This is a genomic window from Shewanella woodyi ATCC 51908 (assembly GCF_000019525.1).
Lineage (GTDB): Bacteria > Pseudomonadota > Gammaproteobacteria > Enterobacterales > Shewanellaceae > Shewanella > Shewanella woodyi.
In genome coordinates this window covers 861,509-879,266 of the sequence record NC_010506.1, presented here as the reverse complement: position 1 = coordinate 879,266, position 17,758 = coordinate 861,509, and the positions used below count along the sequence as shown (strand labels likewise).

The 17,758-nt window shown below is 43.5% G+C and carries 18 protein-coding genes; 5 read left to right on the top strand and 13 right to left on the bottom strand.

The window, feature by feature from the left end:
• The first annotated feature begins 36 nt into the window (after positions 1 to 36).
• Positions 37 to 522 (top strand): MarR family winged helix-turn-helix transcriptional regulator, encoded by a 486-nt coding sequence (locus SWOO_RS03265; protein WP_012323277.1) that lies wholly within the window; start codon positions 37 to 39, stop codon positions 520 to 522.
• Between the two features lie 20 nt (positions 523 to 542).
• On the opposite strand, the gene SWOO_RS03260 is transcribed toward SWOO_RS03265, so the two are convergent.
• Positions 543 to 1,679: an NAD(P)/FAD-dependent oxidoreductase gene (locus SWOO_RS03260; protein WP_012323276.1), complete on the bottom strand. Its 1,137-nt coding sequence runs from the start codon at positions 1,677 to 1,679 to the stop codon at positions 543 to 545.
• A gap of 157 nt (positions 1,680 to 1,836) precedes the next feature.
• Here SWOO_RS03260 and SWOO_RS03255 point away from each other — a divergent pair, with 157 nt between their 5' ends.
• Entirely contained in the window at positions 1,837 to 2,226 is a 390-nt protein-coding gene (locus SWOO_RS03255) for a hypothetical protein (protein ID WP_012323275.1), read from the top strand.
• A 10-nt stretch (positions 2,227 to 2,236) separates the two neighbouring features.
• Here the strand turns inward: SWOO_RS03255 and SWOO_RS03250 are convergent, their stop codons facing one another.
• From SWOO_RS03250 to SWOO_RS03240, 3 genes are all read right to left on the bottom strand, one after another.
• The gene (locus SWOO_RS03250) at positions 2,237 to 3,199 is read right to left on the bottom strand and encodes a DMT family transporter (RefSeq protein WP_012323274.1); all 963 of its coding nucleotides are present in this window, start codon (positions 3,197 to 3,199) and stop codon (positions 2,237 to 2,239) included.
• 153 nt (positions 3,200 to 3,352) lie between these two features.
• Positions 3,353 to 4,075 carry a PIG-L deacetylase family protein gene (locus SWOO_RS25415; protein ID WP_012323273.1) on the bottom strand — a complete coding sequence of 241 codons (723 nt, stop codon included), beginning with the start codon at positions 4,073 to 4,075 and terminating at the stop codon, positions 3,353 to 3,355.
• Between the two features lie 166 nt (positions 4,076 to 4,241).
• The gene (locus tag SWOO_RS03240; protein ID WP_012323272.1) at positions 4,242 to 4,730 is read right to left on the bottom strand and encodes a hypothetical protein; all 489 of its coding nucleotides are present in this window, start codon (positions 4,728 to 4,730) and stop codon (positions 4,242 to 4,244) included.
• Between the two features lie 145 nt (positions 4,731 to 4,875).
• Between SWOO_RS03240 and SWOO_RS03235 the strand changes: the two genes are divergently transcribed.
• Complete coding sequence (locus SWOO_RS03235) at positions 4,876 to 5,286, top strand: hypothetical protein (RefSeq protein ID WP_012323271.1); 411 nt, start codon at positions 4,876 to 4,878, stop codon at positions 5,284 to 5,286.
• Positions 5,287 to 5,445: 159 nt separating this feature from the next.
• Here the strand turns inward: SWOO_RS03235 and SWOO_RS03230 are convergent, their stop codons facing one another.
• The 6 genes from SWOO_RS03230 to metB form a co-directional block, all read right to left on the bottom strand.
• Complete coding sequence (locus SWOO_RS03230; protein WP_012323270.1) at positions 5,446 to 5,661, bottom strand: cysteine-rich CWC family protein; 216 nt, start codon at positions 5,659 to 5,661, stop codon at positions 5,446 to 5,448.
• Positions 5,662 to 5,670: 9 nt separating this feature from the next.
• Entirely contained in the window at positions 5,671 to 6,294 is a 624-nt protein-coding gene (locus SWOO_RS03225) for a dienelactone hydrolase family protein (protein WP_012323269.1), read from the bottom strand.
• Entirely contained in the window at positions 6,291 to 6,674 is a 384-nt protein-coding gene (locus SWOO_RS03220) for a hypothetical protein (RefSeq protein WP_012323268.1), read from the bottom strand. The genes SWOO_RS03225 and SWOO_RS03220 overlap by 4 nt, the downstream gene beginning before the upstream one ends.
• Before the next feature lie 153 nt (positions 6,675 to 6,827).
• A complete protein-coding gene (metF, locus tag SWOO_RS03215) occupies positions 6,828 to 7,718 on the bottom strand; it encodes a methylenetetrahydrofolate reductase (RefSeq protein ID WP_012323267.1) in 891 nt (296 codons plus the stop codon).
• A 648-nt stretch (positions 7,719 to 8,366) separates the two neighbouring features.
• Positions 8,367 to 10,760: a bifunctional aspartate kinase/homoserine dehydrogenase II gene (locus SWOO_RS03210; protein WP_012323266.1), complete on the bottom strand. Its 2,394-nt coding sequence runs from the start codon at positions 10,758 to 10,760 to the stop codon at positions 8,367 to 8,369.
• A 21-nt stretch (positions 10,761 to 10,781) separates the two neighbouring features.
• Complete coding sequence (gene metB / locus SWOO_RS03205; RefSeq protein WP_012323265.1) at positions 10,782 to 11,948, bottom strand: cystathionine gamma-synthase; 1,167 nt, start codon at positions 11,946 to 11,948, stop codon at positions 10,782 to 10,784.
• 232 nt (positions 11,949 to 12,180) lie between these two features.
• On the opposite strand from metB, the gene metJ reads away from it, so the two are divergent.
• Together metJ and SWOO_RS03195 are read left to right on the top strand one after the other, a co-directional pair.
• Positions 12,181 to 12,495, top strand: coding sequence for a met regulon transcriptional regulator MetJ (gene metJ / locus SWOO_RS03200; RefSeq protein ID WP_012144376.1), 315 nt, complete (start codon positions 12,181 to 12,183; stop codon positions 12,493 to 12,495).
• A gap of 111 nt (positions 12,496 to 12,606) precedes the next feature.
• A complete protein-coding gene (locus tag SWOO_RS03195) occupies positions 12,607 to 13,341 on the top strand; it encodes a sulfite exporter TauE/SafE family protein (protein WP_012323264.1) in 735 nt (244 codons plus the stop codon).
• Between the two features lie 213 nt (positions 13,342 to 13,554).
• Here SWOO_RS03195 and SWOO_RS03190 read toward each other — a convergent pair whose 3' ends face one another.
• The 3 genes from SWOO_RS03190 to SWOO_RS03180 form a co-directional block, all read right to left on the bottom strand.
• Positions 13,555 to 14,748, bottom strand: a complete 1,194-nt coding sequence (locus SWOO_RS03190) for a conjugal transfer protein TraF (protein WP_012323263.1) — start codon at positions 14,746 to 14,748, stop codon at positions 13,555 to 13,557.
• 348 nt (positions 14,749 to 15,096) lie between these two features.
• Positions 15,097 to 17,025, bottom strand: a complete 1,929-nt coding sequence (locus tag SWOO_RS03185; protein WP_012323262.1) for a putative bifunctional diguanylate cyclase/phosphodiesterase — start codon at positions 17,023 to 17,025, stop codon at positions 15,097 to 15,099.
• Positions 17,025 to 17,597 (bottom strand): carboxymuconolactone decarboxylase family protein, encoded by a 573-nt coding sequence (locus tag SWOO_RS03180; RefSeq protein WP_012323261.1) that lies wholly within the window; start codon positions 17,595 to 17,597, stop codon positions 17,025 to 17,027. The genes SWOO_RS03185 and SWOO_RS03180 overlap by 1 nt, the downstream gene beginning before the upstream one ends.
• Positions 17,598 to 17,758: the final 161 nt, after the last annotated feature.

The window sequence follows — 17,758 nt, the reverse complement described above, 5'->3', positions numbered from 1 at the left end:
GATAATGGCGCTACAACTAACTAATTAAGAGTAACTATGTCAGCAAGTGAGCACGATTCTAAAAGGGAGGATGAGGTGAGCTTAGAGATGGAGCAGTTTTTTCCTTTTCAGCTCACCCAGTTACAGGCTCGCGTAAGTGACAGTATTGCTGATATCTACACAGGTCATTTTGCGCTATCCAAGCATGAATGGCGTATCGTGGCAGTATTGGGTGCGGGGCAGTCACTGTCTGCCAAAGATATCGGCTTGATGATAAATCTGGAGAAGATGCAAACCAGCCGAGCTATCGCTAAGATGCTCGACAGATCCCTTCTAATGAAAGACAGCCACAAGCATGATAGGCGCTCCTCATTATTAAAGTTAAGCCCAGAGGGAATTAAGATCCATCAAGAGCTAGCCCCAATGATTTTAGCCAGAGAGCAAGCCCTTATGTCGATACTGAGTAGCTATGAACAGGTCAAGCTTAGTCAGATGTTCAAAAAGCTAATGAGTAGAGCTGACGAGCTTTTACACAATGGATAATACCAATCAGTTTAAGGGTACTACTCACTCTCCTTAACCATGTTAGCCACGTACTCGGCTAAAGCCAGACTCGCGGTCAACCCGGGAGACTCAATACCAAATAGGTTTATCAGTCCATCTATATGGTGCTCACCTGCCCCTTGAATATGAAAATCTTTAAAGGAGTCATTGGGACCTTGCAACTTAGGGCGAATGCCTGCACAGCCTGGATGGAGCTTTGCAGCATCGATACTGGGATAATAACGCTTTATCGCGGTTATAAAACTCTCTTTCAATGAGAGTGGGATCGAGTAATCTTGCGACTTGAACAAGTCATGAGGGCTTAGATAGTGCGCATCAGGGCCAAACCTTAACTGCCCAGCCATATCTATAGTTGCATGTATGCCTAACCCTGCACTGTTTTGCTCAGGTGCAGGGTAAATCAACTTAGTGAAGGGGTTAACACCACTGTAGTTGAAATAGTGTCCTTTACACCAATAAAGCTCAGGTAAAAGGCTCACATCAAGCCCCTCTATGCGCTTTGCAACCTCTGTACAGCTTAAACCACAACTATTAATAAGGTGACGACACTGCATCTTTACCACATCACCGCCGACATTCAGCCAGACGATAAAACCATCAGAGATAGGTTCAGCCCTTACCAGCTCAGTATTACTAGCAAATATTCCCCCACCCAGCTCTATGTCTGCCAATAGACTCGACATGTAACTGTGGCTATCTATGATCCCCGTCGAGGGAGATAACAGGGCAGCACAAGCGCTTAGCTGAGGTGAGAACGAATCAAGACCTTGCTTTGAAACCCAGCAAAGATCATCAACGCCATTATTAAGTGCTTGTGCCATTACAGCATGTAATGCGCCCTCTTGAGCAGAGTTATTGGCAATAATCAACTTACCAATCGACGAGAAAGGAACCCCTTTTTGCTGGCAATATTCATAGAGAGCATGCTTTCCTGCGACACAAAGCTTAGCCTTTAGACTGTGCTGGGGATAATAGATCCCAGCATGGATTACTTCACTGTTTCTGCTACTCGTTTCTTCACCAAAACTGCCCCTTCTGTCAATAACAGCAAGACTCTTACTTGTGCCAATCAACTTGGCGGCAATGGCAAGTCCGACGACACCAGCACCTACAACAATGACATCCAATTTTTCCATTAAAATTAATCCTAACGATTAAACAGTCTATTTCAATCAGTTAACGATACACCTTAATAAGAGGTTAGCCAACGCATCACAAGGGAGCGTTGCAGCGCCATTTACTATGTTCTATATTAAACCGTCAGGTTTCAATAAGAAGTATAAAGAGGAAAGCATGACAAGGCTAAGTTTTGGCTGTACTGTTAACCACTTAGAATCAAATATAGCGGAAGTTATTGTCGACAGTGGTGTTGAGCTGGGTATTGAAATGGTCGAAGAGCTGGATAACTATCTAAGCGACTTTTACTCGGGAGATTTTGCCCTGCTCGTTAACAAACAAAATCCCTATAGCTACACCTATGAAGCCCAACTCTGTCTCGCTTCACTGGAACATCAAAGAGCCTTAGCTATCCTATACCATGACCTTCAAAGGGAGCATATTCCTCCTCTTCTGGGCCAACGAGTCACCTTAGACGAAATCAATGTAAAGATATTTCCTGCAACCAAGTTAGGCACTAAAAGCGCCATGAACTGGCTTAAGGAGATCTTAGACAGCACAGCTTAAGCTCAGCCTCTCAACTCTTTTCATTCACACTTAGCGAAGAATACTTCTCCCTACGCTTCTTCATCACAGGAAGTAACTGAAGAGAAGCCACCGACAAGATAATAATGGCAATGCCGCTTAAAGATAATAGATTCAATTCATCACTCACAAAGGCATTAGGCCATAACCCTAAACTGACAACTAAAGCGGTAGCACTAAAACTCAACACCGGCGTTAACGCTAACATGGCACTCACTTGCGGCGTCGGCCAATACTTCATCGAAGCCCCAAAACAGCCATATGCGATCAAAGTATTAATGGCACAAAAAATGGCAACCCACCACTCATTGAGTGTCATCACTCCAAACTGAGTAAAGTCACTGAAAAACGCCATCACTAACACGCCTAAACCATAGATAAACAGCAGGATATTATTGGGATCTAACTTCTTCAGCAGTGATTTTTGCAGCAAAGCATAACTGGTCCAGGAACACACAGAGAATTGAATGATCATCACTCCAATCCAGATAGCACTATTGTCCGATTGTGAAAAATCTAAATAGGGATGAAAAAATAGCAACATACCTAAGGCTAATGTCGCAAAACAGGCCATCTGAACCGCATTTAGTCTCTCTTTAAAAAAGAGCATGCCACCGAAAGCTAGAAAAAAGGGAGCCGTCTGAAAGTTTAGCTGTGCAGCCCCAGGCGCAAGATACGCTAAAGAGTAAACAAATGAGACGTAGTTGAACATGAGAAAGACGCCAGAAAAAGCAAGCTTCAACCAATCTCGAGACTTCAAAGATGCAAACTGCTTCAAGCTCCCGCTCACATACTGGATAACAAAGGTAATCAGCAGGGCAACCAGAAAGCGAAACCAGGTCAGGGTCACAGGGTCAATAAAGCTCGCTGACAACTTTAGTGCTATCGGAAGAATGCCCCAAAATAGAACCGCCGTTGAGATAAAGAAAAAACCTAGTTTGAAATTAGCTTGCACTAGCACTTACCTGCTTATTGGATCAGCAGGCATCTTGCACCAACAAAGGGGAATATGCCATTCAATTAAATATTATTAATCCCCAACGACTGCCTAAATTTTAACTCAGCAAGAATTAATAGATGAAAAACCTAATGTTTATGTTAGTAGAGGTTAATCTAGAGTAGTTTGAAAAATAATAAACTGACTTTCACTCATGCCCATTAAGGCTTCTCGAGGAGATGCCTCTACATAGTCTTGATAGGCTTGGATCATCACAGGGGGGAACTGGGTTTTATGACTTGCCATCGCACGAACTCTTTGTGCTTGGTAGCCTGCAACATCAGGTTTAATGCTGATATCAGCATCTGCAACAGGTCTCGCAATGCGGTAGTTAAGGTCAAACTTACTCGCAGATAGCGCTAAAATCTCAGCTTGTGATTGAGATACGGCAAAGTAGGCTGCAAGCGTAGAGAAATGCTCGCTTACCAAGGCGTTGAGTGCTTTATGGTCTCGATTATCTGTGATCCCACCTCGAGCAAAAGTAAGCATTATTTTAGGGGAGTTCTTCTTTACAAGCGTAGTGAGTTTACCTTTAACCTCTTGCTCATACTGGGTAATTTTGCCATCAGGAAACCTTAAGAAGATAGGTGAGTTTAGCCCCAAAATAGCAGTAGCTTGACGCGCTTCAGACTCTCGTACATTCGCCAGTTCAACACCAGTAAGTCCTTGACCTGAGTGATCGCTTCCAGCATCACCAGAGGTTACATAGACAGGCGTCACTTGCACACCTCTAGCGGCTAATGTTGCCAAAGTGCCTGAGATCCAAGTTTCATCATCGGGGTGGGCGAATAGCGCTATGACAGAGAAAGAAGACACTGGTTCTGTTTTATTCATCAAAGTGCTCTGACTAAAATTTGGTTGTGGCGTTTGCAAACAACAGCCACTCACTGTGATCACAATAAACAGAACAGGTAATATTGGTTTGAGATATAACACCAATTCTGTGTCCTCTGCCTAGTTCAAACTAATACTAAGCATAGTCAAATAACCTGAACAGAAGTTAGATCATCAGGTACACAGAAGCAATAAAAGCGTTTTTAAAATTGTCTCCTCCTCTCACTGCGGCATCGGCAGTATTGGTGTAATTGTTAATAAGCCAGATAAAACCATCGTGAGATACATTTGCGTCAGGCGTGTCAGTATCATTGCCCTTCAACCACACATTGCCTAACTTATCTAACTTAGCATCTGGCTCTTGTGACATATCACCACTCAGCCAGATCTGGTTATCTCGGCAGATGATGAGATCACTTTTTGCCTCACTTATTTGGCTGCTTAGCTGCGATTGGAGTTGCACTACAGGTTGAGTATTTTTAACGAATGCATCAGGTAAAGTACCGCTGTTTCCCTTCAACCACAGCTCACCCGATGGCTTTATCACAGCATCAGGTATCACGCTGTGATTGCCTTTTATCCAGAGCAATGACTCAGCCATGGAAGCAGGCGCAAAGCAGATAAGTAGAGACACGAGTAATACACGAAATTTCATTAAACCGTCCTATTTTGACTATGCAACAGGGCAAGAATACTCCACCACCATTGAATATAAGCTGAACCAACTCACAACAAAACAAATTGATATACAACTGACTATTAATTGGTATACTTGTTTTACATTTTGCAGAGGTGAACCCATGATCTATTTTAATAATTTACAAGGTCGAGATTACAAAAGCGTATATAACGAGACGGTAAAGTCTAGAGATCAAGGGGATGATCCTATTATTTTCGATCTCCATGACACGCAAATTGCTAACGCAATGAATCATGACTGGCAATATGTCACTAAGGGACAGATGGCCATGGTCGTACAAGGGGATAAGAAGCTCAATTCAACAGTGTATAAGATCACCAAAATTGAGCGAATAGAAGATGCAATAACACAGAGTTCAGGCTATTTGGTAAGAGGAGCTGTCATCAGCAAACTAGCCGTTAAAGGCAGCAGATATGACATCTCATTCATGCTGCAAGGCGTCAGCCACAAAAGACTTACTGATGGCTGTTTTCAACGTGGCGTTAACCTTATATCAGCAGCAGATTATTAGTATTCACAAGGGTTCCTAATAGCCTAGATTTAGCATGTTCTGGCGTAACCATTGAGCTAGCAGAGTGCGGAACAGGTTTAACGTGATTGAATAGATAAAAAATATAACTAAAAAAATAATAAAAACAACATCGATTCAATCTGCCAAGGATGGCTTTTCTTAAACCCTCTTCAAGCCTAGCGCTAGCTCTTGTTTAATCCTTGAGAGACAGTCTTGGCAGATACAGCTGCTACCATCGGTTAACTCTTTCACAGCCGCTTTAGGTGGAAAGCAGGCTGTTTGGCACCAACACTCATCAATACTTCCATTAGCACTGACTGCACATAGGTTTTTGTTTCGGCACAGCGGACAGAAGGTAGCGGATGTTTGAGTCATAGGTTCACCTTAACGATCCAGTATTTTATTTGAAAGCCTGGCCAACTCAAGTTGCATCGAATTTGGATCCTTTAACAGCTTTGGATTACAGAGAAGATCAATATATTGCGAAGACGCTAACTTATAATAAGCCGAAGAGTAGAAATTAATAAAACCATGCTCATATTGAGTTTGACTAAGCATCAGCAATGATTTTTTAGCTAAACTGGCCATCACCGCATCCAGATCAAAATGCGCTTCAAAGGCGGGGAAAACAAGGCTAACGGGGACACTAGGATTAACCGCTAAATGGTGCCGTATTTGGCTGGGATAGAAACCAATTAGCTGCGATACAGAATCAGGACTAAGCCTATCAAGTGCTTTCCAAGCCGCCGAAGCGCCAGCACTAAAGCCAATTACAACACAGGGACAATCAGCAGTATCAAGCTTACTTATCACCGAGTCACAATACTGTTTATGACCACACTCAGCCATAAAGCTTTCATAGGCGACAGGCTCGCTCGTGAACTGTCGGTCAACACCGCAATAGGGGTCAAGCACTTCACACACCCAACCTGCTCCAGCGATCCCTTGTTGAATCTGTAATAGGTGCTCAGTTACACCAAAAATATCTGTGATTAAGATTACTTTCAAAGGGAACCATCTCTAACTGTATAAGCTAAAGCACGACATTCTAAATATGCATTGCAGCCAGCATTAGAATCAAAGCACTCCATTACGGTATAACCATTGCCACCAAGTCCTACTGTCTTATAACGCAGATCCGTCGCTAACAAGGAGCGTGAAGGACTTGGTTTAGATAATCCTGCTTGGCAATACGATGATCTTATCTCTCCAAGGAACTCTTTTTCACGACGAGACATCTCTTCAACCGAAAACTCTCTAACGTCAGAAGCCGCTATAGACCTAGCAGCAACGTCACCAATTTCTGGACTAATATGAGTTCGAAACGTGAGGTTACTGCACGCGCTAAGTAATAATAAACTCAAAAAACTAATCTTCCATGTTTTCATCCAGTTATCCTTAAAGTGTTTTTATACCTTACAACAAACTGAAATTAGATACAAAAATGCCCTACTTGGTAAAGTAGAGCATCTATATTATTCTATTTAATTAAACTTAACTAAACTCGTCACTCAGAGCATGTGTACTTGTAACTTAATACTTTACCTGCCTGGGCGTACACCCAATGTATGACAGATAGCGTAAGTGAGTTCAGCTCGATTTAGGGTATAAAAATGGAAATCTTTAACACCTTCACGGGACAGGACTTTGACCATGTCGATCGCCACGTTGGCACCTACCATCTGACGAGTCACAGGATCATCATCTAAGCCTTCAAACTGCTTATGTAACCAACCTGGAATACCTACATTGGTCATGCCAGCAAAACGCTTTAACTGCTTAAAGTTAGTCACTGGCAGTATGCCAGGTACGATCTCAACATCGATACCAGCCGTCACACAGCGGTCGCGAAAACGAAGGTAAGACTCAACATCGAAGAAAAACTGGGTAATAGCACGATTGGCGCCTGCATCGATCTTCTTTTTTAGATTAATCAGATCGGCCTGAGCATTACGCGCATCAGGGTGAACTTCAGGGTACGCGGCGACTGAGATATCAAAATCAGCTACCGAGCGCAGTAGACCTACCAAGTCGTTAGCAAAGCGAGTCGGCTTTGGGCTTCCTTCAGGCAGATCGCCTCGCAGTGCCACAATATCTTTAATACCTGAATTCCAGTAGTGCTTAGCTAACTCTTTAAGCTCCTCATCACTGGCATCAACTAAAGTAAGGTGCGGGGCAGCGACCAGATCTGTCTCTTTTTGAATACGTTCAATCACACCGTGAGTACGGTCACGAACTCCAGAGTTGGCGCCATAGGTTACCGAAACAAACTTAGGGTTCAGTGGCTCAAGGCGTCGTATAGAGTTCCAGAGTAACTGCTCCATTTCAGGTGATGCAGGAGGGAAAAACTCGAAAGAAACGTTAATATCGCCATTCAGCTCAGCTAAGCTCTGGTTTAGTGACGTTGAATGTTGTGCATGATTAAAACTCATCTCTATTCCCTCTACTGCTTTGTATAATCTGCTCTACTTAATCAAGTTAAGTCACAGAGTTCTATTTTAGACGTTTGGACGTCTATACATCCATATTAGAGAAACTAGGTTTGAAGTCAATAGCTAAAAGAGCACTAATGCCAATTTTATTAAATAAGATATAACGGGGTGTAACGAGACAGTGACTTCCTCACAGTGAGTTAGGACTTTGCCCTACGAGAACGCAGCAAAGCTGCTACGAGAAAAAGAAAAGTCAAAAGCTCTACGCTTTGCTCACAGGGAATGTAAATCTACTTACTAAGCCAGTTCAGTCTCAATGTCGTGAAGGACGGGAGTCCGAGAACGACCTGACACTAATTCATGAGCTAAGGCTTCACCATATTCATCATGTAGATTCGCTTTTGCCTTTAATCACAAGAAAAAGCAACTCACCACGGAGAACACGGAGGTCACAGAGAAAAGCAACAACTAACAACCTATAAAATATCTAGATTTAGCCGTCATCTTGAACTTGTTTCAGTATCTAGCTTTGTCCGTAAGCACAGCGTTCCGTAGTCGCTCGCAGCCAACTTGTTGGTGAACTCGAAGGGACTTGTTCCCGTTCTCGTAGAGAAGGCGCTCTCGAAGCAAAGCGCCCTTCGTTACTCTTTACTCCTGAACCAGATCCCGACAAATTTGGGCCAGATCCGATTGTACAGCGGCTGCCGTGACCTCACGACCGGCTCCAGGACCACGAATAATAAGCGGGTTATCCTGATAGAATGAGCTACGAATAACAAAGACGTTATCACCTGGGGTTAAATTGGCATAAGCGTGCTCTCTGTCTACCCACTCTATGCCCACCTCAGCCTTTAACTCACCATCGATAAAGTCCAGCCCCGCCACATATCTCAGCACCTTATTGAGCTCAGCTGCACTGTTAAACTGCGCTAGCATCTCCTCATCAAGTTCAGAGATCCGTACTAAAAACTGTTCTAGAGGGATATCGGCTAACTCGGCAGGTACGAGAGAGTTAAGTTTAATATCTTCAAGTTCAATATCGTGACCGATTTCGCGAGCTAAAATGAGTAGCTTGCGCTGCATATCACGACCTGAAAGATCGTCACGGGGATCGGGCTCTGTGATCCCTAAGCCTTTCGCTTCCAATACAAGCTGCGAAAACGGTTTCTCGGCATCATAGTTCTCAAACAACCAACACAAGGTGCCAGAAAAGATACCGCCTACTGCTTCGATGTTGTCGCCGCTATTGTGCAGATCATTTAAGGCATGTTGAACCGGTAAGCCTGCACCACAGCTAGCATTATAGCGCCAGAACAGTCTGCGATTACCTAGCTGTTGTTTAAGCTCATGATAGAAGGCCAGCGGCCCTGAACCTGCAAGTTTATTGGCACTGACCACATGGATCCCACGAGCAAAAAACTCTGGATATTGCAGTGTAAGATCGGCACTTGCACTAATATCGAGGGCAATAAGTTCATCACACTCGAGGGCTTGAAGCTGCTCAAAAAGATGGTCATACAGCCAAGGCGTCGCTTGTTGATCAAACTCCTCCTTCCATGAACTCAGGCTAATACCCTCCTCTTTAAGGAGAGCTTTTTTTGAACTCAATAAGCCCACCAGCTCGACACTAGCCTCTAACTCTTTATTCAATGAGGTGCGCGCTCGGGTAAAGAGATCGACCCAAGCTTCACCAATATTGCCCACACCTAGAAGCAGAACCCCAATACGTTTGCGAGGTCCGGCGCAGCGACGATGAACTTTCTGAGTCAAGAGGTTAACCTGACCAAAAGGCACTAAGGTCACTAGACTCAAGCCATCATTAAATAGTGGCCGCGCATCACGGCTTAGCAAACGAGCAAATCCTCGGCGGTAGAGATTTGAGTCGGCGCTAACGAGCGCGACTAACCCCAGATCTTCACGCACTCTGATATCAGCAATACCTAGAGGCTCAGCATCAAGCTCCAGTATCGACTGCACCTGTTTGCTGTTCTCATTCGTGAATGCCAACTCCACTCGGTTTTGCGCTAACTTCCAATGGGCTAACGGGATCAACCCCGCTTCGGCTAACAGCTCGATAACGCTTTGCAGTCCAGCTGTCAGTCTGAAATTAAATAGCGATACTGAAGATAGATTTGTCACAACCGGTGCACTGGCAGATGAACTCTTTGGTGCAATAAGAGTAAAATCGGTATGTGATGCGTAACTTGAACGTACCGCTAAACTCACGTCGGTATCAAACAGAGGCTGCAGTGAGCGGTTATGCAATACAGGAGAGCCTAAATGAGCCAGACGGTTAGCCTCATCTAGCGAGAGGCTCTTAAGCAATTTGGCATCATTAATCTTATTCGGATCGGCATTAAATACCCCTTCAACATCGGTCCAGATTGTCACTCGACCGATATTAGCAAGGCTTGCGATTAAGGTGGCGCTGTAGTCTGAGCCATTACGGCCAAGCAGTAGAGTCTCACCTTGGCTATTGGCACAGATAAACCCGGTGATAATCAGTCTCTCATTGGGACTATCATCCACACGTTTAAGCACTCGAGCACGGGACTCATCAACCCTTATTTGAGGAATAGCCCCCTCATCGGCAATTAACAAACTTCTAGCATCAATATCGCTCGCCGCTACACCAGACTCTCGTAAAAGTGCAGCTAATAAACGTGCTGACCAACGCTCACCGAAGCTCACCACTTCGCTACGCTTGTACTCATTAAGGGAGTCGAGAGAGAACAAGCTTATCAGCTGGTACTTATCGATAGATAAACGTTCGCGCAAGCTCCTTGCCTGCTCATTAGAGAGCAACTGCTCAATCAGGTTCTGTTGAAAACTGATCAGCACCTGTAGCTCCTCTTGCCACAGCTGAGACGAATCTTTTAACGCCAGTAGCTTATAAAGAAAATTGGTGCTCTTACCTGCGGCAGAGACAACGACTAAATCATCGCTATTGCCGTGAGTGAGAAGGATATGAGCCACGCGGCGGTAACAATCAGCATCAGCCAGACTAGAACCACCAAATTTATGTAAATGACCACGCGCCATCTCTAACTCCTACTAAACCAATTAACAGCTGGCTGCAGATGCAGCAGTAAGCCCAGCTTGAATATCTGCAACTAAATCATCAGCATCTTCAATACCGACAGAGAGGCGAATAAGGGTCTCTTTAACCCCTGCCTCGGCTCGTGCCTCTGGCTCCATCGCTCTATGGGTCATTGTCGCAGGAACCGCGACTAAACTCTCTACCCCACCTAAACTTTCTGCGACAGAAAACACAGAAAGTTGCGCTAAAAAGGCAACTAACTCGGCCTCTCCGCCTTTTAACTCGAAACTGAGCATAGCGCCAAAGCCTTTTTGCTGCTTAGCGGCAATCTCGTGACCGGGATGATCTTTAAGCCCAGGATAATACACCTTGTCGACGGCGCTACTGTTTGTCAGCACCTCTAGCACTCGCTCAGCATTAGCTTGATGCTCTTTAATACGGATAGGCAAGGTTCGAAGACCACGTAGAGCCAGATAGCTGTCAAACGCCGAACCTGTCAGCCCTAAGGTGTTTGACCACCAATGCAGCAACTCACCAAGTTCTGGATCTTTCGCCACTACAGCGCCACCTACAACATCACTATGGCCATTAATATATTTAGTCGTTGAGTGGATCACGATATCAGCCCCTAGAAGAAGTGGCTGCTGTAAAATGGGAGAGAGGAAAGTGTTATCGACGACCACAAGTGCTTCAACCTCGTGACTTGCTTGCGCAATCGCCTCGATATCAACCACCCTTAACAGTGGATTCGATGGCGTCTCAAGCCAAACCATCTTAGGTTTTAGTGCTATCGCCTCACTTAAAGCCTGACTGTCAGTTTGATCAACCACCGCCAGCTTAAATTGACCCTTTTTAGCCAAATTAGTGAATAATCTGTAGCTACCACCATAACAATCGTGAGGTACTACAAGCAGATCGTCTGGACCTAACAAGCTAGTGACCAAAGTGATGGCTGCCATTCCCGTACAGGTTACGACGCCAGTGGCTCCTTTCTCAAGGCCTGCAATGGCATCGCCAAGAATTGAGCGAGTTGGATTACCTGAGCGACTGTAATCAAAATCTCTTGGGTTTTTATGCCCATCGAAGGAGTAATTAGTGGAAAGATAGATCGGCGGTACTACGGCACCATGTTGGGTATCGGACTCAATCCCCTGACGCACGGCAATCGTGGCTAACTTACGTTCGGTCATCTACTGCTCCTAATACTGACTACTGCACATCATACTTCATATCGATTAGAACAAAGAGATGTCTGGACGTCTAAATGTACCTAAGAGTTACCTCTTCGTCAACCAATTAGACGTTTAGACGTCCGAACATATGGAAATCTATTTGCATTTAATGGAAATAAGAGGCAATAATTTGACTGTACAAATTAAAGGGTTAAAATCTGCCCCGAATTTTGAATTTACAGGTGAGTCAATGACTGAGTGGAATGGCGATTACATCAGCCCCTATGCTGAACACGGCAAAAAGAATGAACAGGTAAAGAAAATTACTGTTTCCATTCCTTTGAAAGTACTTAAGGTACTGACTGATGAACGCACACGTCGTCAGGTCAACAACCTTCGTCACGCCACCAATAGTGAGCTGCTATGTGAAGCTTTTTTGCATGCTTACACTGGCCAGCCACTGCCTAACGATGAAGATCTTTCAAAAGATAAGCCTGACAGCATCCCAGCGGAAGTAAAACGCTTAATGGATGAGATGGGGATTGAGTGGGAAGATGTCGAGTAAGCTTTTATAAATATATACTCACCTCAGGGACCGCAATGCGGTCCCTGTTTGTTTTACTTTGTTCTTTTTATATTAATTTTCAATATTGTGCTCGGCTAATGGACATTCAATGTGTTTGAGTTAATCGCACCTACCACCTTGCTACTGGCATCTATCATCATCTTCTTTGGTGCACTGACTCAAAGCTTAATTGGCTTTGGTCTTGCTGTTGTGGCCTCGCCACTGCTCTACATTGTTGACCCTGATCTCGTTCCAGCTCCCGTGATCATCATGGGGTTTACTATCTCGTTACTGACCCTCTTTAGAGAACGTGGTGCTTTGGAGTTTAACGGCCTGCAATACGCACTACTTGGTCGTATTCCTGGTGGCTTTTTAGGTGCTGCTTTACTCATATTTGCTCCTCAACCGATACTGGGACTCGCCATCGCTGGGATCGTAGCCGCAGCCGTGATCTTAAGCCTAATGAAGTTTAATTTAGTCGTGAATCGCAAGAATCTATTTGCAGCAGGGGTCATATCTGGTGTATTTGGTAATATAGCGGCCATTGGTGGCCCACCATTAGCCATCTTACTCTCAGGTAAAGATGCCAACCAATTCAGAGCAGCGCTCTCAGCTTTCTTTATCTTCAGCTCCACCATAGCCTTAGCCATCTTAGCCGTGACAGGATTACTAGAGTTAAAACAGCTTTGGTTATCACTGCTACTGCTTCCTTCGGTGATATTAGGCTACTTAGTGGCTGGCAGGTTGGTCGGGAGAGTAGATAAAAATAAAACACGCAGCATGACCTTGGTACTTTGCTCTATCAGCGCATTAGTGTTGACGATAAAATCGTTAATTGAGCTGTAAAAACGAGATGCTCCGAGAGCGTGACTTTGTCACTGCTAGTGCGTATCAGCGATACTTCAAGAGTGACCTTCGCTCTTCGAGAAAGAGAAGTGACACAAACCTACGACGTATTGCTTGTACTCGCAGCCAACTTGTTGGCACACTCAAAGGAAACTCGTTCACTCTCGCAACTAAGCTATCTCTAAATGGCCCTGCAAACGCCCTTCTTAGCCGCTAAAAATGATATGAGGTTTGCAGCACACCACCAATAGCATCATCGCTACCCATCATACCGGTAAAATCTAAGTAAAATGTCTGCCCAATAGAGAAGCCAGTGCCTAATGAGTAGATATTGGAAGTATTGTCCTTCATATCGTGTCGATAGCCCATGCGCAGCGCTAACCAGTCCAGAGCCCTCACTTCACCACCTAATCGCCAATACTGAGTTCCCTCTATCTCATCGAAACGTTTATGGGTATTTAAATCGATATCAGATGTTAATGTCAGACTCTCCCAGTCATAGGCGATTCCAGCGGTAAATAGGGGCTCAACCTGATAGGTAAACTTACGTCCTTGAGCCTCAACCGTATCCACATCTTGACTGATTAAGTTACGCCCAGATAAGCCGACAACCAGCCCCTCAATGGGCTGCATCGCCACCCCAATATCCAGATTGAACGTGGACTCATCGTTACGATATTTGGAGTCATTAAAATCACTGGACTCGAAGTTATTTGCGCTTACCACATAGTTATAGGTATCGATGCGCTGAAACTTAGGGGATACCCCAACCGATATCGGCATATTAACGATTGAGAGTGGAAAACTAATTGCCACACCTAAATCCGAAACGGCCCCCGCAACAACAGCCCCTTGAGAATCAAGATCAGACACTTCTGGAGGATTATTAGGATCTATCACAGTTAGAGCATCGATATCTGATTGTTCAATGGCAGTAACACCAATGGCATCGATATAACTTTTATAGAAGACCGCCATTGGCATCTTATCGTTAGGGATCACCAGCGAAAAACCAACGCCAGCACTGACATAAGCAGTGTTATCTTTTAGCGACTCTAGATCGTTAATCAGATCTGTGCGAAATCGATCGATAGCAGCGGCATTCGAAGCGTTAATCGCAGCCTCTAATCCATCATAGGACTCCTCTAACGCATCAAACTTATCAATCATCTGATCTTTATCTGCACCATCGGCGCCAAGTACCGGTAAAAGTAGGGAGAAATCATTAAACTGTGGCGTTTGCAGTGCTAGAAGAGCTGGATTAATAAAGGCTGCACCCTCGCGGTTAGATGACGCCACACCCGTGCCTCCCATAGCGTCACTACGGGCCTCATAATATTGCTGACCAGCCATGGTGGTGAAAGGTAATAACAAAGCGAAGTACACTGCATATTTTAGCTTTTTCATCCATTCATCCCTTATCTTTACTTATCATTATTCACTGAAGTTGTGCCTTGGAAATTAAGCGTGATTCAATGGGAACCAAAGACAAAAAACAGTGGAATTTAAAGATAGTTCAACAATCGGAATTGTGTGTGATGAGCGCTCAAAAAACAAACAGAAATAACAAATAAATATCTCAATCTCTAACAAAGGTTTTGCACTCTCTTTTGGCTAAAAATAACCAATTGATATCTATTAATTTTAAAGTTTCAATTAGCAAAGAAGTAAATAGAACAAAAAGATATAGGTTTGTGGATAACTAGGTAATTTGATTAAGAAGGGAGTTTGAAATAGAGGGGGAAAATTTTAGTTTCAGTAAAATTCACTCCAAAGCTTTGGTCTACTGATTAGATAGCCTTGGATCATATCTGCTTGCCAATCACTGACCATCTTATACTGTTCATCGGTTTCTATCCCTTCACAGATCACCGTCAGCTTCAGATCATGAGCGAGCTTAACAACCGTCTGTGCAATGATCTCATATTGAACATCGACTAAGGTGTTATCGATAAAACTCTTATCTATCTTTATGATATCAAAATGGAAATTAAGCAGATAACTTAAAGATGAATAACCAGTACCAAAGTCATCCATCGAGAGTTTAAAGCCCTCTGCATGGAACTCGGAAAACATCTCTTTGGTCAATTGATTGTCTTGCATCGCCGAGCTTTCAGTGATCTCTATGGTGATTCTATTGGTTGAAATACCATAACTCTTAATTATTTTGGCAATATTTTGAACCAGCATCTCCTCCTTAAACTGCACCGGAGAAAGGTTAATCGATACCCCTACATTTTGCGGCACTGAAGGTTGAGATAAACATCGACACACCTCATGAATCACCCAATAGCCAATGGCAATAATATCACCACTCTTTTCAGCAATTTCAATAAAGTGATCCGGTGGGATAACCCCCTTAATGGGATGATCCCACCGGATCAGCGCTTCATAATGCTGAATAGGCTCATCTAATTCCGTTGTATTCACAATAGGTTGAAAATAGAGGGCGAACTCTTGTAGCTCGATGGCTCTGGGTAAACAGTGTGCTAATTCCAGATGCAATCTTAACTCCTGCACAATGGCATCTTGATACCCAACGGGTTTTCGAGAGGGCGTACTCTTAGCTTGGTAGAGAGCAATATAAGCCATTCTTAGCAACTCATTAGGCTCTGATTCACAGCTAGGATAGCAGCTGTAACCCGCTCTCAATTCACAGGGCATAGGATGGCCATCAACCATCAAATAATTAAGAAATGCATCAATGACGCGAGTCAGTATGCTAATCACCTCCTCAGTAGTGGAGTCCAGCATAATAAAGGCAAACTCACTGCTATTGAGAATTGAAAGCGTATTATTATCCGGTATATCGCTTTTTAATCGTACTATCGCTTTCTTTAAAAAGGAGCGTTTCACCTCTTCATCAAGTAAATTGATTGAACCGCCGGATATCTCGAGCGATAAGACAACAATAAAACTATTGGTCTGCTTCTTATCAATCAAATATTGAATGATCCTTTGAAAACCAAGTTTACTATGCAGCCCTGTTGTAGGATCAAGAAACATGGTTGATATGCTCTCTTCATCACTGCTCTGCTCATTAAGATTATCTGCAATCTCCTGCAGTGAGTGATAGACCTCTTGTAGATAGTGACTCGAGATATCCTTGTCCACACAAAATGAGATGATTGCCGCAACATAGGCTAAGAAAGCAGTATCATATTGGGAGAAGAACTTGACCCCTGAAGGCTTAAAAGCAACTCCACCACGCTCTGTTTTAAAGCGCTCAAAATGAATATTTCCCTGAGACAGTAAGCTGAAGATATCTGTTGATTCATCTCCACACTCTCGCTGATTGACCACTTCATCACGGATCTCAAAGAGAGACTCAATTGTGCCCACTTTATTTTTAGGCACTTTGCTCCAACGGCACTGTTCAATGAACTTATGGTTTTCAATGATGGGCATCACCTCCCACCATAGACCATTTACAAAACGAAAAAGCACACAGGTATCAATATCGACTGAGAAACGAGTTTTTTGGTAGATACTTTTCAAATCTCGAACGAAATTAGAGTCGACACTAATACTTGAGCTAAGCTCCAGCAAACTAGCGGATCGGAGAGAAGCCTCTAGTGTCTGCTTAATCGACGTAGAATCACTATAGAACAGTGACCTGTCTATACTGTTGGCGTTAGCCACCTCATTATCAGAGACAATATTTAACGCTTTTTTGGCTGACATCAGTTTAAGCTAGCCTTATCTATGGTATCGGTAAACCTCTTATCGGCATCGATACCTATGCTGTCCGCTAAATTGATCATATACAGGGCACAAGAGATCATACCAACCAGCTCAGTTATCTCATCTCTAGCAAACCCTAAACTACAAAGCTCATTATCTAACTTAGACACACGCTTAAAATCATTATCAACAGAAGCATCTGCAAGTTTCATCACTAACTTTAAAGAGGGGTTTTTTATCTGCTCTATATCCTTAAGAATCACGGCCATATCCTGCTCAGTAAAGCCATGATGCAATGCAAGAGCATGATGCGCCACGGTACAGTAATGGCATTTTTTCTTATGGGCGATATAGGAGAACATAAGCTCTTTTGTGATCCTTGGCAGATCCCCTGCGCAGAGATTTTTTCTCACCATGTTCCAAGAAGACATCGCTAAATCAGGATTTAAAAGAGCAACACAGCGAAAGATTGCAGGCACAAAGCCCATCCCGAGTTCATCGCAAACCTGTTGATGAACTTCAGGAAATTTATTTTTAAACTCTTCCTCAGATAAAACAGGTAAGTCGCTCATATTTATTACCGTAAAAGTTACTTTATCAGTGAATATTTAGGCCCTAACAAAAAATACTATTAATAATATTAAAAGTATAGACCTTATGCTCCTACATCAAATAATAGTCGATTTTTTTAAAAACTCTTTAGAATAGATAATACCAATCAGTATAAGAAGTT